Raw genomic sequence first — 25,250 nt, forward strand, 5'->3', positions numbered from 1 at the left:
CTCTAAATCTCCCCCGGTAGGGGAGACTTACAGGGGCTAATTCAGCCTCCTCACCATCTGTTCTTCCACTTTTTTAAACACCTGGATGGGCTTAAGGCTGCGCCAGCCCAGATCATCTAACTGGCCACCAAAGTTGATGTAGTAATCAATATTATTACGCTTAAATTCGTCAATCACGTGCTCGCGGAAGTTGACGCCAGCTATCCATCCGTCTTCAACATCCTGAAACCACTCTTCGTAATAACAGTCATCTGAAGAGTGGAAGTTGAGGATATTTTCGCCTATCAGTATAAAATGATTGATACCGTTATCAATCATCAACTCCAGTATCTCGCGTTTCAGCATCATGATATCGTTGTTAATGGCATCATTCCACTCGCCTATAAACTCAATAATGGTATAGCCTTTTTCATAATCGGCATACAGCACCTTCATGTATAACGTGTTGGAGCCGAACGAATCCCATTGTGGATGCAGCAGATAGTTGTATACCTGCTTATCAAACTCAAACTCACTATACTCCGTAGCATAAAAAGGCGAATATTCGTCTTCGGCTGCTATGTAATCATCCCTCCAGCGGTAATATGGTTCTATCTCGTGCATTGTTCAGATGTGCAAATTTCAAATGTGCAGATTTCAAATTTCAGATGTGCAGATGTTAAAGTTAATAACATCATTTGCACATCTGAAATCTGCATATCTGCACATCAAGCAGTTTTATAATTATCAACAGCAGCTCTTACACTACCGTATTTTTTTAACAGGGTGGCGGCTTCAGCTTCGGCCAGGCCGGTTTCGTCCATTACCATGTGGGTGCCACGGTCAATCAGCTTATCGTTACTTAATTGCATATCAACCATTTTATTCCCTTTTACCTTACCCAGCTGAATCATTACACTGGTGCTTAGCATATTTAAAACCAGTTTTTGGGCGGTGCCTGCCTTCATCCGGGTCGATCCGGTTAAAAACTCAGGCCCGGTAACTACTTCAACCGGGTATTGGGCAGCAGCCGCAACAGGGCTGCCACTATTGCAAACTATACAACCGGTAACCATGTTATGACTGTTTGCTGCTTTAAGCCCCCCAATTACATAGGGCGTAGTGCCCGATGCGGCAATACCTACCACTACATCTTTTTCTGTCACATTATACTCCAACAGGTTGTGCCAGGCAAGTTCGGCGTTGTCTTCTGCAAATTCAACGGCCTTACGAATTGCTCCATCGCCGCCGGCTATCAACCCTACTACCATGTCAAACGGAACACCAAATGTTGGCGGGCACTCTGACGCATCAACCACACCAAGGCGGCCACTGGTACCGGCACCAATGTAAAAAAGGCGGCCGCCATGCTTCATCTTTTCGGCGGTTATGGTGGCCAGCGCCTCAATCTGAGGCAATGCTTTGGCCACCGCAAGTGGTACCGTCTGGTCTTCCCGGTTTATGTTTTCCAGGATTTCTTTTACCGATTGCAACTCCAGGTTTTTATAATGCGATTCCCTTTCGGTGGTACGTTCCATTAATTTTTAATAATTTATAACAAAATTCGTTAAAAAACATCAAATGCAAGGCTGCCGATAAAAATTATTGGCAACGCATTGATTAACTTTGTTTGCTGAATATGAAAAAGACTGCGGGTGTAATTTTCAGGACGCTGATCCTGTTGCTGGTGGGCATTACTATTGGATTATACATTAGTAGGAATAATGGCGACCGTAACCTTGGCTTTTCGTTTTCTGGGGATGATAAACTATCTAAAGTGCTAACCCTGGTTGGTGAAAATTATGTGGATAGCGTAAATGTTGACAGCATTGAAGGCGCATCAATTAACGAGTTGCTGCAAAACCTCGACCCACATTCGCTATACCTGCCGCCGCAACAGGCGCAAAACATCAACGAACGCTTAGAGGGGGGCTTCAACGGCATCGGCATTGAATACGTGTTACTACGCGATACACTGGTAATTACCCAGGTATATGCCGGAGGGCCTGCCGATAAAGCGGGCTTACCTGTAGGGAGTAAAGTTGTTAATGTTGATCATAAAAAGTTCTCGGGCACAAAACTAACGACCGATAAAGTGAATGATATTTTCCGGGGCGAAAAAGATGCCACCATTGTGATGGATGTGATAAACCCTAATGGCAAAGGCACTAAAGCATTTGCCATGAAACGCGGCCGGGTTGATATCAGCAGCATAAACGCGGCTTATATGGCCACGGCCAATACAGGCTACATCAAAATAAGCAAGTTTGCTGCTACTACCGATGTGGATTTCAGGACAGCACTTAACCGGCTAAAGGTTGATGGCATGAATAAACTGGTACTTGATCTTCGGGGCAATGGCGGCGGGTATCTAAGCGCAGCTACATCAATGGCCGACGAATTTTTGGGCAAGGGGAAACTAATTGTATACACCAAAGGCATCCATGAGCCCCGCACTGATTATTTTGCCACGGATTCGGGCACTTTTCAACAAGGTAAAGTAACCGTATTGATAGATGAATATTCGGCATCGGCAAGTGAAATATTGGCCGGCGCTTTACAGGATTTGGATAGGGCTACCATTGTTGGCCGCCGATCTTTTGGCAAGGGGTTGGTGCAACAGCAGTTTCCGTTTGGCGATGGCTCGGCTATTAATTTAACGGTGGCAAGGTATTATACCCCATCCGGCAGATCAATCCAAAAATCATATAAAGGCGGCATTAGCAGTTACCGCAATGAGCTGGCCCAGCGCATGCAAAAAGGCGAATTGTTTTCTGAACAAAGCAACCGCAGTGATTCCGTTTTTAAAGGATCATCATACCACACCACAGGTGGCCGCAAAGTTTACAGCGGCGGCGGCATTATGCCCGACGTTTTTGTACCTGCTGATACTACCCAAAACACACAAGTTGTGCAAAACCTTGGCGAACAACAGCTATTTTCGGCTTATGTGATTGATAAAATGCAACCCTTACTGGGCAAGTATGCCAATGGCGAAGACTTTATAAAACATTATAACATCAGTGATGATGATTTTCGTGGTTTTATCCTATACTCATCTCAAACCCTAAAGGAAATGGATTCGCGCGAATTGCTGCAATCAAAAGATTATATCAAAAACATCCTAAAAGCAAGCGCAGCCCGGCTTAAATGGGGCGATAACGCTTTCCAGGAAGTGATGAACACCAATGATGTGGCTTATAAAAAGGCGTTGGAGCAGTAGGGATGGATGTGCAGATTTCAGATTCCAAATGTGCAGATGAAAAAAAGAAAGGGGATGATGGTTTGATTGGCAAATCGTTATCCCCTTTTTCATTATGGCTTTCCATGTTTTACAAACCAATCATCTGCACATCTATAAGATCATCTGCACATCTGAAATCTGCTCATCAATGCGATGCCTTATTTAATGTCATTATCCCATTGGTATAATAAATCAGGTGGCCGTTATCGTCGCGTATCATAGCCAGGGGGTATGACTGATTTGGCGGAGTAACCCGCCATGCTTTAACCAACTGCCCGTGCGAATCAGGACTAATATCAAGATAACCAAACTCGGCAACCAGGCACGATGAGGTGATTTTGTTTGTAACAGCATACCCATCATTTTTTGCCTCCTGCATAAATACATAACGCAATTGCGAAAGCCTGGTATGTGGCACCGTATCAAGCGTAACCGAATTATACAGGTACCCGCTTGTTGATTGATAAATCCCGTTGTTAAAGTGGTAAATTACCTGGGCAAACAATATAGGCTGGTTATTGGCATAAAGCTGGTTAAATACATGCTGCATAACATGCACCGGGCCATTTGTAGTAATGGTATCGTTTAATGTTGCGCCACCTACAACCTGGTTTGCTGTAGCAATGTGGTTATCCTGCAAAAGCTTTAGCGCTGCTGCAAGCTCGGTTTTGTTAGGATCGGAGTAATCGCGCTTTATGCGGCTGATACAGCCATTATCGTCCTGAACGGCAACTAAGGGCGATTTTTTACAGGATGAGCCAAGGGCCAAGGCCACCAAGACAATGCAGGATAATTTTTTAGCAAACATAACAGCTTAAGGTTTAGCTATATTACGCATGCAAAACCTCAAATGATACATTATTTTAGATTTTTTGATGTGCGGAAAAGGAATGTGCAGATGTGCAAATTTCAGATGTGCAGATGAGCGGAAAGGATCGCCACCTATTCAATCAAAAAATCATCTGTATATCTGCATATCTGAGTTTTATTTCTGCCTGAACCACACCTGAATCGGCGCTCCGCTGAAATCAAAGTTTTCCCTTAGTTTGTTTTCAATAAAGCGATAGTAAGGCTCTTTAACATACTGCGGCAAATTACAGAAGAAGGCGAACATGGGCGATGAACCAGCAATTTGGGTGATGTATTTAATTTTTACGTATTTGCCTTTGATGGATGGCGGCGGATAGTTTTCGATAATCGGCAGCATTACCTCGTTCAGTTTGGAGGTAGCTATTTTACGGGCGCGGTTTTGGTAAACCTGGTTGGCCACGTCAATTACCTTTAACACACGTTGCTTTTCGGTAACGGATGTAAACACGATAGGTACATCAGTAAATGGAGCAATCTTCTCGCGGATCATCTCTTCAAAAACCTTAACGGTTTTGTTATTTTTTTCGATTAAATCCCACTTATTCACCACAACCATAATGCCTTTTTTATTCTTTTCGGCCAGGTGGAAGATATTGATATCTTGTGATTCGATGCCTTCAACTGCATCAATCATCAAAATAATTACGTCGGCTTCTTCCAAAGCCTTTATAGTACGCATTACCGAGTAAAACTCGATGTTTTCTTTAACCTTGGTTTTTTTACGCATCCCGGCAGTATCAATCAGCATAAAATCGTGCCCGTACTGGTTGTAATGGATGTGGATAGAATCGCGGGTGGTACCGGCAATAGGGGTAACTATGTTGCGGTCTTTACCTATAAGCGAGTTGATGATAGATGATTTACCCACGTTTGGACGGCCAACGATGGCGTATTTAGGGCGGGTATTTTCTTCAAGCACCTCGTCGTCAAAATGCTTTACAACTTCGTCAAGCAACTCGCCTGTACCAGAACCTGTCATGGATGAGATGCTGTAAATCTCGCCCAGGCCCAGGCTATAAAACTCGGTAGCATCAGATAATAGCGCGTTGTTATCCAGTTTGTTTACTACCACAAAAACCGGCTTTTTGCTTTTGCGCAGCATGGTGGCAATTTCATCGTCAAGATCGGTAATGCCTGTTGTAACATCAACCATAAACAAAATAACCGATGCTTCTTCAATTGCTATTTCTACCTGCTCACGAATGGCAGTCTCAAAAATATCAGCAGAGTTGGCTACATAGCCGCCTGTATCAATTACGGTAAACTGGTGGTCGGTCCATTCAGAAACACCGTAGTGCCTGTCGCGGGTTACACCGCTAAAATCGTCAACAATGGCTTTGCGGGTTTCGGTTAAGCGATTATATAAAGTTGATTTGCCTACGTTAGGGCGGCCAACAATGGCTACTATGTTACTCATGCTTTTAAATTAGAGTCAAGAATCAAGAACCAAGAGTCAAGATTTATGCAAATCTATCTATCTTAAAATTCCTGTTCTATATATAAATGAAATTTTATTAAAGGGTCAAGACAAAATCCTGATTCTTGACTCTTGATTCTTTCGGTCTATGATTCGTATCCGAATTTTTTAAGGTAATTTTTTTTGCTGCGCCAGTCGGGGATCACTTTTACAAACATCTCCAGGAAAATTTTCTTCTGAAAAAACTCTTCCATATCGCGACGGGCGTAAGTGCCTACTATTTTAAGCATACTGCCCCCCTGGCCAATAATGATATTCTTTTGCGAATCGCGCTCTACAATAATTTCGGCGCTGATGCGGTGCAGTTTTTCGCCTTCAACAAATGCGGTTACTATTACTTCGGCGCTGTAAGGAATCTCTTTTTTGTACTGTTTAAGTAATTGCGCCCGGATCATCTCCGACGCAAAAAAGCGGTCGTTCCTATCCGTAAGCTGATCTTTTTCATAATAAGCCGGGTGCTCTGGCAAATTGCCTATCACAAAATCCATAATGGCTTTAATATTATGGCCCAACAAAGCCGATATGGCGAAAATGGCTTTGGGGTTTAATTTCTCCTGCCAAAACTCCACTTTCTTTTTTACGGTTTCCTCATCGCTTTGGTCAATCTTGTTGATCAATACAGCAATTGGCGCCAACGAACCTTCCAGCTTTTTTAACACGTCGGTTTCGTCAAACTCCTCGTAAATATCGGTAACCAGCAAAATCAGGTCGGCATCAACAATTGATCCGTCTACCTGGTGCATCATACTTTCGTGCAATGCGTAATGTGGTTTGATAACCCCGGGGGTGTCCGAAAACACAATCTGGTAGTTATCATCGTTAACAATTCCCAAAATACGGTGCCTGGTAGTTTGCGCTTTTGGGGTGATAATTGACATTTTTTCGCCAACAAGGGCGTTCATAAGGGTTGATTTCCCGGCATTGGGCTTACCAATTATACTTACAAAACCTGCCTGGTGACTCATATAAAAATAATTAAAAATATATTTGGACTGCAAAGAAACGAATTATATCTTTGCAGTCCAATTAAAACGGAGTGCAAAATTGCATTTTGACAATTGGAAGCACCTTTCCGAGGTTATGACGGAATGCAACATATACCAATACAGTGCGGGATGGAGCAGTTGGTAGCTCGTCGGGCTCATAACCCGAAGGTCGTAGGTTCGAGTCCTGCTCCCGCTACATTTAAGTCGGAAGCCTCAAGTCGAAAGATTTGAGGCTTTTTTGTTGGATCAAACTCTCAATCAGGTCCATAATTAATTTGCAAATAAAATTGTTTCGGGTGTTTTAAGTAAATGGTGATATTTGCCATTGTAAAAGTAAACATAGCCCATGACCCGTTTATCTGTCAATATCAATAAAATAGCCACCCTGCGTAATTCACGCGGCGGAAACAACCCCGATTTGGTACAGGTTGCAAAAGATTGCGAACTTTTTGGAGCGCAAGGTATTACTGTACACCCCCGCCCGGATGAAAGGCACATTCGCTACCAGGACGTTTTCGACCTTAAAAAAATAATTACCACCGAGTTTAATATTGAAGGCAACTGCCAGGAACAAAAGTTTATTGACCTTGTATTGGCCAACAAACCGGAGCAGGTTACGCTGGTACCTGATGTATTAGGGCAAATAACATCTAACCATGGCTGGGATACCATTACCAACTATCATTACTTAACAGATATGATAGCCGTTTTTAAAGAAGCCGGCATTCGCGTATCTATTTTTGTTGACCCGGTTGCCAAAATGGTTGAAGGGGCCGCAAAAACCGGCACCGACCGGATTGAGCTTTACACCGAGGGTTATGCTACCCATTATCACCAGGGCAAAGAACTGGCTATAGCGCCCTATATTGAAGCCGCGAGGGTAGCACACGAAGCCGGACTGGGCATTAACGCCGGACATGATCTCGATCTGCATAATTTAAAATACTTTGCCGAAAACATACCTGCTTTAGATGAAGTGAGCATTGGTCATGCCCTTATTTGCGATGCATTATATTACGGATTGGAAAATACTATTCAGATGTATTTAAGGCAGTTGGTTTGAGATCTGTGGTGTGTGATCTGTGGCCTGAGGATTGAAATGCGCAACGTTTCTTCCTCTCAGACCTCCGGCCTCAGGCACCTGACCTCAGGTTTTACCTTAAAATAGTTAAGCTTCCCGATAACAGACTACAGTTTTTATTTAGGTTGATAATATAATAGTAGATGCCAACCGGCAACGCCTTGCCATTATAGGTGCCGTTAAACGGTGTTGAATATCCTTTTGATTCAAACAGCTTTTGGCCGTTGCGGTTAAATACCTGTACTACAGCGGCAGGGTAGCTTTCGATATTGCTGATCTTCCAGTAATCGTTATGGCCATCGCCATTAGGGGTGAAAGAATTGGCAATGCTGAGCGGAGATAAGCCTACTGACACTTTTACTTCTGTTTTTGGGCTTTCGCAAGTGCCATTTACCTGGCTTACAAAAAAGCTGCGGTTGGCGGGTACAGCTATTTTAAACCGCCCGCCGGTTTGTTCGGTTAATGGCGATGCACTATTAGCCTGGTCGTACAAACGGTAAACTACGTCGGCCCCGGCATTGTTTACAAAAAGAATGGCATCCCCCGGACTGCAAACCTGAATATCACTTACCAATGGCGCTGCCAAATCCTGCGTAATGTTTTGAATTTGGTAGTTAACATTTATGCTTCCGCATCTACTATCCGCAATGTTTAATGTATATGAACCCTCTGCCAGATTTGAAATGCTGCTTGTTGTGCCTATTGATACACCGTTGGCATTGAGCCAGGTGTAAGTATAAGGTGGTAAGCCCCCGGCAACCGTTACGTTACTTACGTAACCGCTTTTCAATCCACATTGCTCGTTGCCTGTTTGCCCGTTATTAGTAACTTTTAACTCGGGCAGCTGATTTACCTGGTAGGTGTTATAATAACTTTCGCACCCGTTTTGGTCGGTTAGATAAAGCTTGTAGCTACCGGCGGGCAAACCTGTTGCGCCGTGGTGTATGGCAACGTCAACCCCGGCGGCGTTAACCCATCTAACAGCCTTTATCAGGAGATCCTGGTTTATCTGCAACGCGCCGTTAGCTGCACCGTAGCAGGCATCAATATGGTTAACGCTATAGGTTGAGGGAAATACGGTACCTGACTGCTCGGTTACCTGGTATACCGTTGATTGTTTTTGGCAAAAAGCGTTGGATACCGTTAACTGGTAAGCACCAGCCGGTACGTTTTTTAAATCGGGGCTGCTGCCCACCAAGTTTCCATTGATGTCTCGCCATTCATATTTAGTTCCACCTGTTGCTGTAACTCCGATCACCGCGCCGTTTGCCTTACCGCAACTTGCGGGCGTTGTAGGATTGGGCGATTCGGTAACGGTTATGCCATTAATTTCTAAAATTTCTATGGCTTTGCTAAAAACAGGGGCGCATTGGCTATCATCCGTTACCTGCAAAGTATATTTGCCAGCTGGTTGTCCAGTTAGATCTTGCGTGGTGGCTACCTCTTGCTGCTGCTCGTTTTTCCAGGTAAAATGCCGGGTACCGGTGCCGCCGGTAATTATTATGTTTTTTATAGAACCTATGGTTTGGCCGCAATTAGTGTTTATTATAATTGGTTTTGAATCGTCGATAGTTGGTCCGGTTGTCTTTTTAAGAACAATTGGGCCGTAAATTAATTGGCAATGATTTTTTACACCGGTAATAACCAGGGTATATTCATCTGGCGGTAAGTTATCGATGTCTATTTTATCGCCTATTTTGGTCCCTGCTTTATTTATCCAGACAAACCCAAGATCTTCCCCGGTGCTTACGGATGCCTGTAAGCCCAAAATTGAACCATTGGTATTACATGCCGGCATTGTAGTTTTTATACCGGAGTCGTCTATTTTGGGATTGGGGTCAATAACAGTTATCCAATTTGATTGTCTGGAACAATTGCCGGATCCTATTTTTAATTTATAATTCCCAGGCGGCAAATCTTTAATATCTAAATTGTGCGATATCTCAACACCCTTGTCATTTATCCAGGTAACGCCAGCGGCATTGTAAAATTCAATACCCTCAATACTTCCGTTATTTTTTCCGCAATCTGGTGGCGTTATCTTTAAATGATCGAGGTTAATTTCTGGCTGGGTAAAAAGCGAGGTATTATTATTATAAATAGATGAGGCAACTATCCTTTGTGTTGGCGTATTGCCGGCGTACGTCCAATTGCCTTGTGCATCCGCATTGGTTGAAGCAAAATAATGGCGGGGGTCGCATCCGCAGGTACTAATATCATCATAAAATAACTCTATTTTTGCACCCGGTGTAGCCGTTCCTACAATTAACCCAGGTGTTATTTTCGTCATTTTTACAGATGGATGTTTTGGCACACCGGCAGCGTCTAAATCACTCTGTGTATCATAGCCGTGCTGCCCATCTATATAAATACAAAAAATGCTGTTTTGTGAAATCAATACGCCTTTTTCGGACCCTTCCTGTATACCCCCGTAAAACATATTGCCGATAATATTGGGGTCACCAGGATTTGGTCCACCTACAATGGCACTGGTAACCCGGTCAAGCACTATTCCATTAGGCTGTCTTGGTGGCAACTCGGTTTGATCTACCCAAAAGTTTGCGGTGCCGGTTTTATCAGTATTAAGCATATTGCCGGTTATAGTTACATTTCCCCGCCCCTGCACATTGATGCCTATGCTGTAATAATTAGCAAGCATATTATTATAAATTTTGCCGGTGGAAACTACAGGTAAATGCCCAACAAAACCCTCAATTACCTGTATTCGGCCTTTGTAGGAGTACATGTGCATGCTTGTTTTAGTCCCTGTAAAATCAACCCCCATTTTATTGCTCCCAATAGAGTAATTCCAACCGGTAGAAATTTTATCGTTATACAACCTTACAAATCCCTCAATTACGTTTCCCTGCGTTTCATCCCCGCCAATTGTGATATCATTACAATTCAGGATGTCCACACTGCCTGTTGAACATTGGTAACCATCCGGAAACAAACCCAATATTGACGATTGCAAGGTGATTTTTTGAGTGTTTTCTGCTGTAAAAATACCGCTTTCCATCAGGCAGTGATACACGCCTATATTGCTGCTATTTGATACCAGGATATAACCGACGCTATTGCGATAAAAATTGGTACTTGCAAGATAAAAGCCATTGATGATTACATCATGTACATTATCACATTTAAACACACATAAATCATAACCAATGGAGGGATATTGCTGATCAATATTTACTATCTTAACTTTCGCTTCGCTAACGCCAAACTTTGCACCCGGCTGCGTACTGTCGTCTATAACCATATTCGAGCTAACATAAGGCAGCGCGTTATTTATGGTAATAGTTCTGGCGACAATAGTAGTACCGGGCAGATTAAAATTAATAAAATCCTTCTCGGCGCTGCCGTTGGCTGCAGCTTTAGTTAATGCCTCACGCAAAGTTCCCAGCCCGCTATCGGCATTGCTGGTAACTACAAATACGGCCGCAGTTGCCTGCCGGCAAAGCAATGTAAACAACATAATAAACAGACACTTGCAACGCATTGTTATTAGTCTTTAGGATTTTACCACCTTCACACATCCAATAATCATCCTACCTGACAATAGTTAAACTGCCTGAGAGCAGGCTGCATGGGGTATTTAAATTGATAATATAATAATACACGCCCGGCGGCAATAGCTGATTGTTGAATTTCCCGGTGAAAACGGTTGCATACTCTTTAGATTCGAATACCTTTTGGCCATAGCGGTTAAACACCTGTACCAGCGAGCCTGGAAATTTCTCAAGACCTTCTATGTTCCAGTAGTCATTTATACCATCGCCATTGGGGCTAAATGAGTTTGGTTTTTTAACATCTACGTGCACTACCTCAATATGGGTTTGTGTCCGGTTGCTTTCGCAGCTGCCAATGCTATAGTTGATGTAAAAATCACTGGTTTCAGTAATAGATAAAGTGAATTTACCCGTTGTGTTAGTTGAAAGCGGCAGAGTAGATGTAGCATCTGCATACAATTTATAAGTACCCGCAACCGGGTTTTGTACGCTGATGGTAACTGTTTCCGGATCGCAGATCCGTTGATTATTAACAACGGGCGGATCGGGCGTAAACTTATTATTACTAACTGCACGATCTACGGTAAGCGGGATGGCGCATGCCGTATTATCCGTAACAACCAGCGAGTAATTTCCCTCTCCTACACTTTTCAGGTCTTTATCCGTACCAACAACGGCATTGTTATCAGTATTGGTCCAGGTATATTTGTAAGGAGGCACGCCGCCTGTTACATCAACACCGGTAATGCTTCCAAATAACTGATCGCACTGATCGGGAGTGGAAACGGGATTGTTTACCGACGAAAACTGTAAAAGCGGCGTTACTTTTACTTCTAAATTGTTTACCAGCACACTTGGGCAACCATATTTATCGGTTACATTAAGTGTATAAAAACCCGCCGCTAAACCACTTATACTTGGCGAATTACTAATCAAAGTGCCATCCTGCTTCATCCACTGGTATGATACCGGGATTATTTTTCCTTCAATCTCCAGGTTAATTGCCCCATTATCTAATCCACAGGTGGTGGCAACACTCGCCAGGCTCTTAATGGTAAATACTTCCGGCGTTAGCCTGTTAACGGTAAAATATCCATCATTGCTGCATTTGGTTACCGTGTTAACCGCGTTGAGGCGATAAGTTCCATCGGCAAGGTTAAAAATATCTAAATTGCTTTGATTGGTGGTAATTGGGTTTCCTTGTGGATCGTACCATTGATACAGGTCGGCATTTTGAACATATACACTTGTTATTGCACCATTATTGGCGCCACATTTGGCCGGAGTAATAGAACCTCCGCTAATATTTACAGAATTGGTTTCCTGGATAAAAATAGGAGGCGTTGAATACGGACTGCATTCGCTTTGGTCATACAGCGTGAGGGTGTAGTAGCCCCCTTTAACTTTTACCAGGTTTTTGGTAGTAGCCACCACTACCCCGGCATCATTTGTCCATTTATAGGTTAATGTGCCTATGCCTACTGTTGTTGTTATATTGCTGATACCGCCATCGGCAATGCCGCATCGCGCGGGGGCAACCTGCATAGTCGAAAGATCATAATCCGGACCCGGTTTGGCTTTAATAGTGACAGCCGGCGATGAGGTAACCGCACAACCGGCCTCGTCATAAATAGTAACGGTATAAGTGCCTTCGGGTAAATTTGCGGCCTTATCTGTTGATTTTACCTGCCCGGCCTTGTCTTTCCAGGCAAAGGTTACGTTACCTGTACCACCCGTAAAATTGACATCAAACGGAAACGACTTTTGCCGACACTGGGGTGTAGGCACAATTACATTTTGTATTTTTATCCGCAGGTCTTTTATTTCAAACAGTTGCGTTGTTTTTTGACAGCCACCCGGATATTGAACGGTTAACTGGTAAGTACCGGGCAGCAGGTTTTTTATATTCTGCGTGTTGCCTATTGGCGTTAACGATCCATTGGTTTCTTTTTTATCCCAGTGGAATAATAGTCCGGTACGGGGTTGCTGTATGGTTACACTCCCCTGGTAAGCACAGGTATAATTTTTTACAACCACATCATTATCCTGTATCACCAATGACGAAAAAGGCGAAGTATTATTATTGGCATCCGTAGCCGTGGCAATAACAGCCTTGCTAAAAGTACCCGAATAACTCCATGCCCCGCTTGCGCTTGATGTTACCGTGGTTATGTAGGTTTTACCCTGGCATATATTGCCGCAATCGTCCGACAAAAACAATTCAATTTTGCAATTTGGCGTTGCAGTACCCGATACAGCAGTGCCGCTAAAATTAAGTACCTGCACAAACGGAACCTGATAATTATTGGTTAAAACGCTTATGCCATAATCGCTGTTGCAAAAAATGCTGTTGTGCGTAATTAGTGTATGCGTGCTGTTTAAAGCTTCGATGCCATAAAAATTATATCCTATATAATTGATATCGGCTGCGGCAGTGCCACCTATGGTACCAGACGAACTTGTACCGGCATGAATGCCCTCACCATTGCCAAGGTCTTTGGTTCCGGTAATATCTGTTCCTATTTTGTTGCCCGTTATTTTAAACGTGGCGTTCTCGATATAAATGCCGCAATAGCGCTGGCCCGATATTAAATTGGAAGTAACGTTTAGCGTTGTATTTGACGAGTTAACGTTAATGCCATAAGCTTTAATAAACGCGCTTTGTTGCAAAAGCGGGATATTTTTAAAATCGGCTTTGCCGGTATAATCGGTGCCTATTTTGTTGTTTTGTATGGTTATGGTATTGGCTACCCCGTAATAATAAGCCCGCGCTATATTAATACCGGTAACATTGGCCGCTATCACATTACCCATACCGGCATCCGTACCACCTATCAAACCATCTTTATCTAAAGTAAGGTTAATGCCGGTGTAGTTACTGGCGGCGGTGAAGCCATCATCAAGCAAACCTATAATATTACTTTGAATTTGAATATCCGAAGCGCCTGCAGCATAGTAATAGGAGGTGTTATAAATTCCGTTAATGTTGCCGCAAAAAACATTTCCTTTGCCAGGCGCTCCTATAACAATCCCGCTTACATCCCCTTCCATCATTAAGCCCGAGCCCTGGCTAAGGTCGGCAGTGGCCAAACTGTTAATTTTAGCAAAGTTGCGAATGTACAATCCGTATATGGCAATTTTTGTGGCTGGTGCGCCACCTGCATTTACCTCGCCATTAATATTTAAAGCATTAAAATAAACAGGAGAGGTTTCGGGCTCAATAATCACCTTGGCGTTTGATACCCCGAATGCAATACCCGGTTGGGTTGTACCGTCAATAGTAACGTTGGAGGTAATAAACGGCAATTGGCTTTTTAACCTAATGGTACGATCGGATACCAAACTACCGGGTAAATTAAACCGGATGATATCGGGAGTAATGATGCCGTTGCCTGCTGCTACCGAGAGTGCTTCGCGAAGCGTACCGGGCCCTGTATCGGCATTACTGGTTACCACGATGGTGGCGGCAAAATTAAAATTGCTTAATAAAAACAGAAAGACTATTAACAGTAAAAATTTCTTAGCAAACATGATAAGTATAAGTCTGTTAAAGATATAAAATTTCTCTGTAAATGCTTTGTCAATATCATATTACGCAATTGTTACTGATATTGTAAAATCGTACCTTTGCGGTAAATTTAAGGGGACGACTATTTCATGAAGCTTAACGCAGATTACCAGGAACAATTCCAGTCAAGGCATATTGCTCCAAATGAGGCCGACACGGCAAAAATGTTAAAAACCATCGGTGTTAGCTCACTGGATGAACTGATAGCGCAAACCATTCCGGACCAGATCAGGCTTAAAAAACCGCTTGATTTGCCACCTGCGAAAAGCGAGTTTGACTACCTCACTACACTTAAACAAACATCGTTAAAAAACAAGGTATTTAAGTCGTTCATCGGCAAAGGTTATTATGATGTAATTGTGCCTGGTGTTATTCAGCGTAACATCCTCGAAAATCCCGGATGGTACACCCAATACACGCCGTACCAGGCCGAGATTGCGCAGGGCCGTTTACAGGCTTTGTTAAATTTCCAAACCATGGTTATTGACCTTACCGGGATGGAAATTGCCAATGCTTCCCTATTGGATGAGGGCACAGCCGCTGCCGAGGCTATGTTTATGCAGTACAGCCTGCGTAAAAACAACGCTGCCAACGTGTTCTTTGTATCCGAAGAACTGTTCCCGCAAACTATTGATATTTTAAAAACCCGCTCGGAGCCTTACGGCATCGAACTGCAAATAGGCGACCATCGTACGGTTGAATTAACCGACAATATGTTTGGCGCCATTGTACAATACCCTGCCGGTAAAGGCGCGGTGTATAATTACAAGGATTTTGCTGCCGCCGGCCACGAAAAAGGCATTAAACTAACCGTTGTTGCCGACATCATGAGCCTGGTACTGTTAACCCCTCCGGGTGAATGGGGTGCCGATATTGTTGTTGGAAGCACCCAACGCTTTGGTGTACCAATGGGCTTTGGCGGTCCGCATGCCGCATTTTTTGCTACTAAAGAAGAATACAAACGTTCTATCCCCGGCCGCATCATCGGTGTAACTATTGATAGCGCGGGCAACTATGCTTTGCGTATGGCTTTGCAAACCCGCGAGCAACACATCCGCAGGGATAAAGCCACTTCAAATATTTGTACCGCGCAGGCATTATTGGCTATTATGGCCGGTATGTATGCCGTATACCATGGCCCTAAAGGTGTTAAACTTATTGCCGAAAGAATTCATGGCTTAACCATCCTATTAGCTAAAGCCCTTGGCGAATTAGGTTACAAGCAACTGAACGAAAGTTATTTTGATACCCTGAAGTTTGATGTTGCCCACTTAGCAGGCCCTATCCACTCTGAAGCGCTAAACAACGAGATGAACCTGAACTACGAAGGTTCGGCTGTTACCATTTCTGTTGATGAAACTACATCGCCCGAGGATATTAAAACCATAATTAGATTCTTTGCCAAAGTATTGGGTAAAACTATTAACGATGTTGATTTTGACGGATTGAAAGCTGATTTGGAAACTGTGATCCCAACCGAATTACAGCGTACATCTGCTTACTTGACCCATGCGTTGTTTAACTCGCACCATTCCGAACATGAAATGCTGCGTTATATTAAATCATTAGAGGCAAAGGATCTTTCGCTTTGCCATTCCATGATCGCTTTAGGCTCATGTACAATGAAGCTGAACGCCACCACTGAAATGATCCCGGTTACCTGGAACCATTTCAGCAAAATTCACCCTTTTGCACCAACCGACCAGGTTGGCGGCTATATGCAACTGTTTGACGAGATTAACAAGTGGCTGAGTGAGATCACCGGCTTCGCGGCCATGAGCTTACAGCCAAACGCAGGAGCACAAGGCGAATACGCCGGCCTGATGGTTATCCGCGCCTATCATCATGACAGGGGCGATACCCACCGTAATATCGCTTTAATTCCATCATCGGCACACGGTACCAACCCTGCATCTGCAGCTATGGCAGGTATGAAGATAGTGGTTGTTAAATGTGATGATAATGGTAACATTGACGTGGCCGATATGCGTGCCAAAGCCGAGCAATATAAAAACGAGCTATCGTGCTTAATGGTTACCTACCCATCTACCCATGGAGTATTTGAGGAATCGATCATCGAGATCTGCCAGATCATCCATGAAAATGGAGGCCAGGTTTATATGGATGGCGCCAACATGAACGCACAGGTAGGCTTAACCAGCCCGGCCAATATTGGTGCCGATGTTTGCCATTTAAACCTGCATAAAACTTTCTGTATCCCTCACGGTGGCGGTGGCCCCGGTATGGGCCCTATCGGCGTAGCTAAACACCTGGTGCCTTATTTACCTGGCCATGCTGTGGTTGATATCGACAGGGGTAAATCTATCCACGCGGTATCTGCAGCACCATGGGGTTCGGCATCTATCCTGATCATCTCTCATGCTTACATAGCCATGATGGGCAGCGAAGGCTTAACTAATGCAACCCGCTACGCTATCCTGAATGCTAACTACATAAAAACCCGTTTAGAAAGTCATTTCCCGGTATTATACACAGGTGCGAATGGCCGTTGTGCACACGAAATGATCCTGGATTGCCGCTCGTTTAAACCGTTCGGTATCGAGGTTACAGATATTGCCAAACGCTTAATGGATTACGGTTTCCACGCGCCAACTGTATCATTCCCGGTTGCGGGGACGGTGATGGTTGAACCAACCGAATCGGAACCTAAACATGAGCTCGACCGTTTCTGTGATGCCATGATAGCTATCCGCCATGAAATTGCCGATGTTGCCAGTGGCGTGTTAGATAAAACAGACAACCCGTTAAAAAATGCGCCGCACACGGTAGCCGTAATTACCGGCAATGAATGGGAACATCCGTACACCCGCCAAAAAGCAGCATTCCCGCTGCCTTATGTAGCTGCCTTTAAATTCTGGCCGTCAGTAGGCAGGGTTAATGATACTTATGGCGATAGAACGCTCATTTGCTCATGCCCGCCGTTAACCGATTACGAGTTTGAAGAAAGCGAAGTAACCACCCCGGAATACGGAACCTGAGATCGGCGTTAAAAACCGGATACTATAAAGAAAAAGACCGTCATCAAAAGTGGCGGTCTTTTCATTTACTTTAGATTTGTGGAATATTCTACTTCCAAATCGACTTCAAACCTGTAATGGAAAGCGTATTTAATTTCAGCTTTCCACCTACATTTATAGCCAGGCCTGTGAAATCTTCATTCGGGAAATAAACAGCAGTCATGGTGGTTAAGCCTCCATCAGCAAAAAGCTCAACGGATGCTTTATCAACTACAATGGTCAGGTCGGCGCTTTTTGATGTACTCAATCTTGGGGCTGTAAACCGGCCCGAAAAGTCTTTTTGAAAATCCACCTTACCTGATTTTGTCCTGTCGATAAAATACTGTCCCTTAACATCATCATACCCAATTAACACTTCCTCTCCTTTTTTGTTATACAACTTGATGGTATAGCCCTTTAACCGGGCAAGCGTTAACTTTAAAATGTATTGGCTTTTTAATTTATTCACCTTGCCGGTTAACTCAAGTATTTTATTAACTGCCACGTTTTTTGATACAGATGTATTGGCGCTGATATTAACTAACTCAGGAACCGGGGCCGATGCGATCACGATACCTTGTTTACTTTGTTTTAAACGCAAATCGCGCGGAATGGTCATGGCGTTGCGCCATTTTTGGGTGGGTACCTGGTTGGCATATTCCCAGTTACTCATCCAGCCAAGGAAAATTTTGCGGCTGCCGGTATTGCTCCAGGTAATGCCTGCATACTCATCGGGGCCATAATCCAGCCAGCGCGTTTGGGTATCCATCGGCGTAAACCGGTGCCCGTTAAAGTCTCCCACAAAATATTGCGTAGCCGAGCCTCCGTTGGGGCCTCCCGGGTTAAGGTTTACCACAAGTATCCAGTATGTTTTGCCGTTCAGCTTTAAAGGGAACAGGTCGGGGCACTCCCATACCCCGCCGTGCGCTCCCTCTCTTAAACCAAACTCACTCTCCTTTTTCCAGGTTTTTAAATCAGGTGCCGAGTAAAAGGTAATATGATCTTTGGTAGCCAGGGTCATTACCCATTTTTTTTGTTTGGGGTACCACATCACTTTAGGATCTCTGAAATCTTTAATCCCCGGATTTTTAAGTACCGGGTTGCCGGCATATTTTGTCCAGGTGTTCCCTTCATCCAGGCTGTAGGCAATACTTTGGTTTTGAAAAACATCGGTACCTGCCTTTTCTCCCTTTGGATCATGGTGCGTAAATATGGCTACCAACGGAACCTTTCCATTTTTACCAAAGCCCGAAGTATTGTTGGAATCAACCACAGCACTGCCCGAGAATATATAGCCCAGGCTATCGGGATATAAAGCTATAGGCATTTGTTTCCAGTGCACCAGGTCTTTACTTACCGCATGCCCCCAATGCATTGGCCCCCACACAATACCATCAGGATAGTATTGAAAAAACAAATGGTAGGTGTGGTTAAAATAAACCATCCCATTGGGGTCATTTACCCAATGCTGCTCCGGCGAAAAATGCACCTGCGGCCTGTGCGGCTCCTGGTAGCTTACTCCTGATTTATCCTGCGCTTTACTAACCATGGTAATCATTATAAAGGCCATCAGTAACGCGATGCCGGTTTTTGTTTTCATAATTGAAGTTCTTTTAATTTAGGCAGATGAACTTAAGCGTGTATTTACAAAGGCGCCCCGGCATAATTATAAACCGGGGCCCTATTTATGCTTTAACAAGTTTAATACCCCGGGTTTTGTTTGTACAAACCGTTGGTAAATGTAATTTCTGATTGTGGTATAGGCAGGTACTCGTCCCGGCCTGCTGTAAATTTAGCAGTTGCCAGGAATGTTCTCCTGCCTTTTTCAACGTTAATATAGTCATTGAGTGTTTTCTCGGCAATTCCCCATCTTACTAAATCAAAGAAACGGGCTCCTTCTGTGGCAAACTCCAGTCGCCTTTCCCATTGCAGTGCTTTGCGGGCATAATCCTGCGTCCAGTTGGCAATGCTGTAGGGTTTAACGTTATAGTTGGATGGAAAGGTACCATCTATTTTTTTAAGCCGTCCGGTGCTTGCCGCCGCACGGTTTCTTATTTGATTAATGAGCGGTAATGCATTTGCCTGCTGCCCCAGTTCAATATAGGCTTCGGCCTGCATGAGCAGTACATCATCGTACCTGATGATATCATAATTTTTTGCCGAACCCATAAACGGACCAAGCTTAAAGTATGATGAGCTGGTAGCCAATTGCTGGTTGCGCATGGTGTGGAAATTTCCGTAAACACCAGGGTCACGCACCCAACTGTTGCTGAATGGCTTCGTGTTGTCATATTTGTACGGGTGGCCGTCGATACCAACGGTATGGTCTAACCTGGGGTCAACCGTTACTTTTGTTAAATCGGCAATGCTGTTGTTAAACGTATCAAAGTTAGGCAAGCCATTAAAATCAGTAGTATGCGCATTCACCAGGTTCTGGCTTGCAGCATGAAAGCCGCAACATCCGTATTGTGGTGCGCCATGCGGATAATTTAAACCATCCTCAAAATTCATACGCCCGGCAGTAGTTCCGTCATTAATGGTAAACTGAATAGCGAATACAGATTCAGGTCCGTTTTCAGTTTCCGGTAAAAAATCATCGGCTATATCGCTGCTTAATGCATATTTGCCAGATGCGATAACAGCCTGTGTAAGATCAACCACCTGCTGCAACCTTGTTTTATTGATATTGGTTACATGATGCTTATCGTCCTGCTCGTAAGCCTGGTACAATCTCAGTTTTGCTAAATAAGCCTGGGCGTTTAACTTGTTGGCCCTTGCCAGCTCTGGCTGGGTAACAGGTAAATTATCAATAGCGTATTGAAAATCGGCTGCAATTTTATTCCATGAATCCTCATTTGATAACGTGTTCGAAACTTTCAGAATATCATCCGCTGTCGCGTTTTCATCAAAAATTGGAATGTTTTTATACAGCAGTTTCATGGTAAAATAGCTGTGGGCACGTAAAAATCTCAACTCGGCCAAACGTGTTTTCTTATTAGGATAATCGGCATCAGAGAGCGAATTAACTGCCCTTAGTGCCACATTTGCCCTTGATATAGATTTGAACAAATTTTTCCAGGTACGTGAAACAAAGGCATCCATTGAAGGGGTTACCAGGTTGTAATGCTCCAGTGCGTCAACTTCGCCAACATCACCGGTACCGCCGCCGCCTTTATAGGCGTCATCTGAGCGAACGCTGCCGTAAGCCCAATCGCTGTATATGGGGCCTATCATGTCGCCGTTGCCAATAGCGGCATAGGCTGCGGTTACCAAACCTTCAATAGCGGTTGGTGTTTTTAAATCTGATGAAGACAACACACCCTTTGGTGTATAGTCTAACGCCTTTTTACATGAACTGAAGATGATCAGTCCGGATAAAACAGCTGTGAAAAATATTTTTGCTTTCATACTGAATAGTTTATATCGTTAAAATGATGCGTTGATACCAAAACTGAAAACTTTAGGAATTGGAACCGGACCAAGGTCAATCCTTTCAGGATCTGGGCTTAAATAGCTTTTGCTTTTCAACGTAAACACGTTTTCGGCCATCGCAAACACTCTTAGCCTGGTAAATACCGCTTTAGGCACAATAGTGTACCCAATTTGAATGTTGCGGAGTTTAAAGTAAGATGTGTTTACAATAAAGTAATCAGAAGTGCGGCCTTCGTTGTTATTATCTTTGAGTGTTAATGCAGGTACATTTGTATTGGTATGCTGCGGTGTCCATCCGCCAAATACACCTGGGCCAACATTTTCGCGGCTATGCATCAGGTTATTGTACAGGGTATATACATCAAACCCTTTGCGGCCGGCAACACCCGAACCAAATATAGACAGGTCGAATTTTTTGTAGGTTAAATCAATCCGTGCACCATACTCCAAAGCGGGTAGCGTAGTTCCTATCCAGGTTTGATCGTTTGCATCAATTTTTCCGTCGTGGTTTACATCAACATACTTTATTCTGCCCGGTCCTGCGCCAATTTGTGTTGGGGCAGCATCCACTTCGGCCTGCGATTGGAAAAGACCGGCAGTTTTATACCCAAATATGTCAAACTGCGAATGTCCTATAATGGTATTAGCTATGTTACCCGGATAGGCCGGCCTAACATTCTCAGGCAAATCAGTGATTTTGTCTCTGAAGTGCGAAAAGTTTAAAGTTACATTGTAATTAAAATCGCCTGATTGCTGGCCATGATAGGTTACTAAAAACTCCCAGCCTTTATTGCTTTTAGAGGCGCCATTAACTGTTTTTGATTGCCCTTCGCCCAATGCCGATGCAATTGGTGGTGTAATCAGGATGCCTGTGGTTCTGCGGGTAAAATAGTCAAATGATCCCGAGATCTTATCGTTCAGGATGGCAAAGTCAAGCCCGGCATTTAGCTCTTCGGTAGATTCCCATTTTAGGCCTGGATTGGCAGCCTGGGTTTGCACAAAGCCCGAGGGTAACGATCCTGTATTGGCACCAGAAAGTGAGTAAGCAGTACCAACATTCATGTACTGCTCCCAAAAGCCCGGGGTTAACTGATTTTGAGTGGTACCATAGCGGGTATCATAAAGCGCGAAGCGCGATTGATCGCCAATTTCCTGGTTACCTACACGGCCCACACCTGCCCTTAGTTTTAATTCCGAAAAGATGGTGTTGTTTTTCATGAAGCTTTCCTGGTCAATTTTCCAACCGAAGGAAGCTGACGGGAAAATACCATATTGGTTGTTTGAACCAAACCTTGATGAACCGTCGCGGCGTATGGTTACCGAGGCTAAGTATTTACCGGCATAATTATAATCTAACCGCGAAAACTGCGAAAACAAGCTATTCCCGGTAGAGCGGCCGGTAACTATAGTATTGCCTGTACCGGCATCTAAGGTAAAATAATCTTCGGTTTGTATGGCGTAGCCTTGTTTAAGGGTGGTCTGAAAATCGGTAAAGGTTTTAATATACTCGGTACCAACCAATAATTTAAAATGGTTGTTGGTGGTTAAATCGTAGTTATACCTTAACGTGTTTGAAAAAGTAGTGCTCAGGTAATGGTTCTGGTCAAAAAACAAGCTATTGGTTGTACGCGCCAGGGCACCTTCCTGGAAAGTTGGTGTTATCACCTTATTCAGGTAATTTGAATTATCGGCACCAAAATTCGATTTGAAATACAGGTTTTTAATGGGTTGTATTTCTAAAAAAACATTACCAAATGTATTTACCCGGTTAGCATTGTTCCACTTGGCTAAATCCTGCATGTGCAGCGGGTTATTCCTGTCAGAGTATCCCGCGCCAGATTCGCCTGCATAAGTAACACCATCTTTTTGGTATACTGGTATAGTAGGTGCCAGTGTTACCGCCAAAAAGGTGGTTGCCGCACCGCCCAAATCTGTGGTAGTAAGCGTCTCGTTTGAGTTGGTTATTTTTAAGTTTACGCCAAAAGTAGCTTTGTTGTCAAAGGCGCGTACCACACCGTTAATGCTACCTGTAGTACGGTTGTATTTTGTAAACCTAACAAGGCCGGTGTTTTTGATGTTGCCAAAGTTAATTTCAAGTGATGCGTTTTTGTTGCCTACCGATGCTGTGAAATCATTGTTATAAACCATGGCTGTTTTATACAATACACTTTGCCAATCGGTATTGCCGGCAGGGGTATTAGGGTCGCCACCTACAAATTGTTTGGGGGTAACACTGTTTAAAACCGGGTTGTTATAATTACCGTTCCAGTTAAAAGTGTATATATCGCCATAACCGGCAGCCGGGTCCTGGCCATCGTTTACAGATGCCTGCCATAGCGCCTTACCTCTGTCTGTCGAATTCAGCATTTTAAACCGCAACGATTTTTCTGACTGGACAGATGTACTGTTATTAAACTGGAACAGGACTTTGCCCTGGGTATTGCCGCCGTTTTTTGTGGTAACAATGATAACGCCATTGGATGCTCTTGACCCGTAAATCGACTCAGACGAAGCATCCTTAAGTACCTGTACCGATGCGATGTTTGAAGGTGATAAATTTTGAAAAACTTCGGGCCTGGTGGTGGGTATACCATCAATAACATATAAAGGGTTGTTATTGCCCAAAGTATTTGCCCCTCTGATCAGGATCCTGCTGGTTGAACCGTTGGCCGATCCATCTTTTTCGATGTACAAACCGGCAACCCTGCCCTGTAAAGCCTGCATGGTATTACCCGAGCTGTTGTTTTTTACCGGTGCTAAATCAACAACGGCCACGGCGCCCGTCAGGTCTTTCTTCCTTTCGGATGTGTAACCGGTTACTACTACCTCATTCAAGGTGGTTGCGGCATCTTTAAATACCACATCAAGTACTTTGGTATCGGCGGCAACTGTTACAAGTATCGGTTTGGTGCCCACATATGAAAACCTGATAGATTGCCCGGTTGCTGCCGTGATGCTGAATTTTCCGCTGGCATCTGATAGCGTTGATTTTTGGGTTTCAACAACCACAATGGTAACGCCATCCATTGGTTTTGATGCGTTATCCAGCACAGTCCCGGTAATGACGCGGGATTGCGCGTATCCCTTACTTATGAGCAGCATAAGCAGGGAACAAATAAGTAATAATTTTCTCATTGGTTTTTAATTAAGTTTATTAGGTATGGTTTATTTAAAATAATTGGCTTTTAAAGTCTTGATAATCTGTTATTTTATAATCGGGACAACCTCCTTTCTTTGTTGCAATAAAGCCACCCATCGCTATTGCGTTTTTTAATAAGGTTTCCGGCGGTACGCCGTTATAATGGTTGGCAATAAACGCGGCCAAAAAAGAATCGCCGCTGCCAATGGTGTCTGTAACTTTTACTTCGCGGCCGGCAACATGGTATGCCTTATCCTGCTTGTAGTACGATGCCCCAAACTCCCCCTTGGTAACTACAATCTCGGGGATGTTAAAGTGGTCCTGTATAAACCTGATCTGTTCCGATTCTTTGCCGAACGATCCCCTGAAAAGGCCCTGCACCATTTCCAGTTCGGCCTGGTTAAATTTTACTATATCTGCTTTGCGCAAAAGCTCTTCCAGCAAATCGCGGCTAAAAAAAGGCGGGCGCAGGTTAATATCAAATACTTTAATAGCATCACGCTCCAACAATTCAAACAGTGTATTGCGCGATACGCTGTTACGCGATGCCAGGCTGCCGTATACCAGGTAGGTTGATGGCTGCAACTGGCTGATGATATGCTCGCTATCGCTTATAAAATCCCAGGCCACGGGGAAAACTATCTCGTATGATACCTCGTTGCCATTGTTCATTTTGGCAATTACCTGGCTGGTTGGGTGCTCCGTATCGGTTTGCAGTAAATGTTTGGGTATTCCCCAGCCGTCCATCAAGTTTTCCAGCTTGTGGCCGTTGGCATCGTTGCCTATTTTGCTCACCAGGCTGGTGGGCATGCCCAGTTTATTCAGGTGATACGCCACATTAAGCAATGCGCCGCCGGGCTGCGGGCCATCGGGCAATACATCCCAAAGGATTTCGCCGTAGCAAATGGCCGGGGTTGTTATGTTGGTTTGCGGGGTCATCGTCAT

Annotated in this window: 14 protein-coding genes and 1 tRNA gene; 4 read left to right on the forward strand and 11 right to left on the reverse strand. The window is 44.0% G+C overall.

Features of this window, described 5'->3' with window-relative positions:
* Positions 1-36: 36 nt before the first annotated feature.
* Together BMX56_RS23355 and murQ are read right to left on the reverse strand one after the other, a co-directional pair.
* Positions 37-603, reverse strand: a complete 567-nt coding sequence (locus BMX56_RS23355; protein ID WP_090652114.1) for a hypothetical protein — start codon at positions 601-603, stop codon at positions 37-39.
* Between the two features lie 104 nt (positions 604-707).
* Positions 708-1,517, reverse strand: a complete 810-nt coding sequence (gene murQ, locus BMX56_RS23360) for an N-acetylmuramic acid 6-phosphate etherase (protein WP_090652115.1) — start codon at positions 1,515-1,517, stop codon at positions 708-710.
* 101 nt (positions 1,518-1,618) lie between these two features.
* On the opposite strand from murQ, the gene BMX56_RS23365 reads away from it, so the two are divergent.
* Positions 1,619-3,202, forward strand: a complete 1,584-nt coding sequence (locus BMX56_RS23365; RefSeq protein WP_090652116.1) for a S41 family peptidase — start codon at positions 1,619-1,621, stop codon at positions 3,200-3,202.
* 166 nt (positions 3,203-3,368) lie between these two features.
* On the opposite strand, the gene BMX56_RS23370 is transcribed toward BMX56_RS23365, so the two are convergent.
* The 3 genes from BMX56_RS23370 to era form a co-directional block, all read right to left on the reverse strand.
* Complete coding sequence (locus tag BMX56_RS23370; protein WP_090652117.1) at positions 3,369-4,031, reverse strand: hypothetical protein; 663 nt, start codon at positions 4,029-4,031, stop codon at positions 3,369-3,371.
* Positions 4,032-4,208: 177 nt separating this feature from the next.
* Positions 4,209-5,510, reverse strand: coding sequence for a ribosome biogenesis GTPase Der (der, locus tag BMX56_RS23375; protein ID WP_090652118.1), 1,302 nt, complete (start codon positions 5,508-5,510; stop codon positions 4,209-4,211).
* A 146-nt stretch (positions 5,511-5,656) separates the two neighbouring features.
* Entirely contained in the window at positions 5,657-6,535 is an 879-nt protein-coding gene (era, locus tag BMX56_RS23380) for a GTPase Era (protein ID WP_090652119.1), read from the reverse strand.
* A 144-nt stretch (positions 6,536-6,679) separates the two neighbouring features.
* Here era and BMX56_RS23385 point away from each other — a divergent pair.
* Positions 6,680-6,752 (forward strand) — tRNA-Met (locus BMX56_RS23385).
* Between the two features lie 150 nt (positions 6,753-6,902).
* Entirely contained in the window at positions 6,903-7,619 is a 717-nt protein-coding gene (locus BMX56_RS23390) for a pyridoxine 5'-phosphate synthase (protein WP_090652120.1), read from the forward strand.
* A gap of 91 nt (positions 7,620-7,710) precedes the next feature.
* Here BMX56_RS23390 and BMX56_RS23395 read toward each other — a convergent pair whose 3' ends face one another.
* Positions 7,711-11,139: a gliding motility-associated C-terminal domain-containing protein gene (locus BMX56_RS23395; protein ID WP_090652121.1), complete on the reverse strand. Its 3,429-nt coding sequence runs from the start codon at positions 11,137-11,139 to the stop codon at positions 7,711-7,713.
* A gap of 49 nt (positions 11,140-11,188) precedes the next feature.
* Positions 11,189-14,680 carry a T9SS type B sorting domain-containing protein gene (locus BMX56_RS23400; protein WP_090652122.1) on the reverse strand — a complete coding sequence of 1,164 codons (3,492 nt, stop codon included), beginning with the start codon at positions 14,678-14,680 and terminating at the stop codon, positions 11,189-11,191.
* 126 nt (positions 14,681-14,806) lie between these two features.
* Between BMX56_RS23400 and gcvP the strand changes: the two genes are divergently transcribed.
* Complete coding sequence (gene gcvP / locus BMX56_RS23405; protein ID WP_090652123.1) at positions 14,807-17,716, forward strand: aminomethyl-transferring glycine dehydrogenase; 2,910 nt, start codon at positions 14,807-14,809, stop codon at positions 17,714-17,716.
* Between the two features lie 88 nt (positions 17,717-17,804).
* Here gcvP and BMX56_RS23410 read toward each other — a convergent pair whose 3' ends face one another.
* From BMX56_RS23410 to BMX56_RS23425, 4 genes are all read right to left on the reverse strand, one after another.
* Entirely contained in the window at positions 17,805-19,334 is a 1,530-nt protein-coding gene (locus BMX56_RS23410; RefSeq protein ID WP_218152476.1) for a glycoside hydrolase family 32 protein, read from the reverse strand.
* 101 nt (positions 19,335-19,435) lie between these two features.
* Positions 19,436-21,142, reverse strand: coding sequence for a RagB/SusD family nutrient uptake outer membrane protein (locus BMX56_RS23415; RefSeq protein ID WP_090652124.1), 1,707 nt, complete (start codon positions 21,140-21,142; stop codon positions 19,436-19,438).
* Between the two features lie 18 nt (positions 21,143-21,160).
* On the reverse strand, positions 21,161-24,301 hold the full coding sequence (locus tag BMX56_RS23420) for a SusC/RagA family TonB-linked outer membrane protein (protein WP_090652125.1): 3,141 nt from the start codon (positions 24,299-24,301) through the stop codon (positions 21,161-21,163).
* A 34-nt stretch (positions 24,302-24,335) separates the two neighbouring features.
* Positions 24,336-25,250 (reverse strand): carbohydrate kinase family protein, encoded by a 915-nt coding sequence (locus BMX56_RS23425; protein ID WP_090652126.1) that lies wholly within the window; start codon positions 25,248-25,250, stop codon positions 24,336-24,338.

The organism is Mucilaginibacter sp. OK283 (genome assembly GCF_900110415.1).
In the GTDB taxonomy this organism is placed as follows: Bacteria; Bacteroidota; Bacteroidia; order Sphingobacteriales; family Sphingobacteriaceae; genus Mucilaginibacter.

What these genes read in the sequence shown, in the direction of transcription:
- gcvP (WP_090652123.1), top strand. Translation starts at nt 14,807, where the DNA reads ATGAAGCTTAACGCAGATTACCAGGAACAATTCCAGTCAAGGCATATT.
- BMX56_RS23355 (WP_090652114.1), bottom strand. Translation starts at nt 603, where the DNA reads ATGCACGAGATAGAACCATATTACCGCTGGAGGGATGATTACATAGCA.
- murQ (WP_090652115.1), bottom strand. Translation starts at nt 1,517, where the DNA reads ATGGAACGTACCACCGAAAGGGAATCGCATTATAAAAACCTGGAGTTG.
- era (WP_090652119.1), bottom strand. Translation starts at nt 6,535, where the DNA reads ATGAGTCACCAGGCAGGTTTTGTAAGTATAATTGGTAAGCCCAATGCC.
- BMX56_RS23415 (WP_090652124.1), bottom strand. Translation starts at nt 21,142, where the DNA reads ATGAAAGCAAAAATATTTTTCACAGCTGTTTTATCCGGACTGATCATC.
- BMX56_RS23425 (WP_090652126.1), bottom strand. Translation starts at nt 25,250, where the DNA reads ATGACGATGACCCCGCAAACCAACATAACAACCCCGGCCATTTGCTAC.
- BMX56_RS23420 (WP_090652125.1), bottom strand. Translation starts at nt 24,301, where the DNA reads ATGAGAAAATTATTACTTATTTGTTCCCTGCTTATGCTGCTCATAAGT.
- BMX56_RS23390 (WP_090652120.1), top strand. Translation starts at nt 6,903, where the DNA reads ATGACCCGTTTATCTGTCAATATCAATAAAATAGCCACCCTGCGTAAT.
- BMX56_RS23400 (WP_090652122.1), bottom strand. Translation starts at nt 14,680, where the DNA reads ATGTTTGCTAAGAAATTTTTACTGTTAATAGTCTTTCTGTTTTTATTA.
- BMX56_RS23395 (WP_090652121.1), bottom strand. Translation starts at nt 11,139, where the DNA reads ATGCGTTGCAAGTGTCTGTTTATTATGTTGTTTACATTGCTTTGCCGG.
- der (WP_090652118.1), bottom strand. Translation starts at nt 5,510, where the DNA reads ATGAGTAACATAGTAGCCATTGTTGGCCGCCCTAACGTAGGCAAATCA.
- BMX56_RS23410 (WP_218152476.1), bottom strand. Translation starts at nt 19,334, where the DNA reads ATGAAAACAAAAACCGGCATCGCGTTACTGATGGCCTTTATAATGATT.
- BMX56_RS23370 (WP_090652117.1), bottom strand. Translation starts at nt 4,031, where the DNA reads ATGTTTGCTAAAAAATTATCCTGCATTGTCTTGGTGGCCTTGGCCCTT.
- BMX56_RS23365 (WP_090652116.1), top strand. Translation starts at nt 1,619, where the DNA reads ATGAAAAAGACTGCGGGTGTAATTTTCAGGACGCTGATCCTGTTGCTG.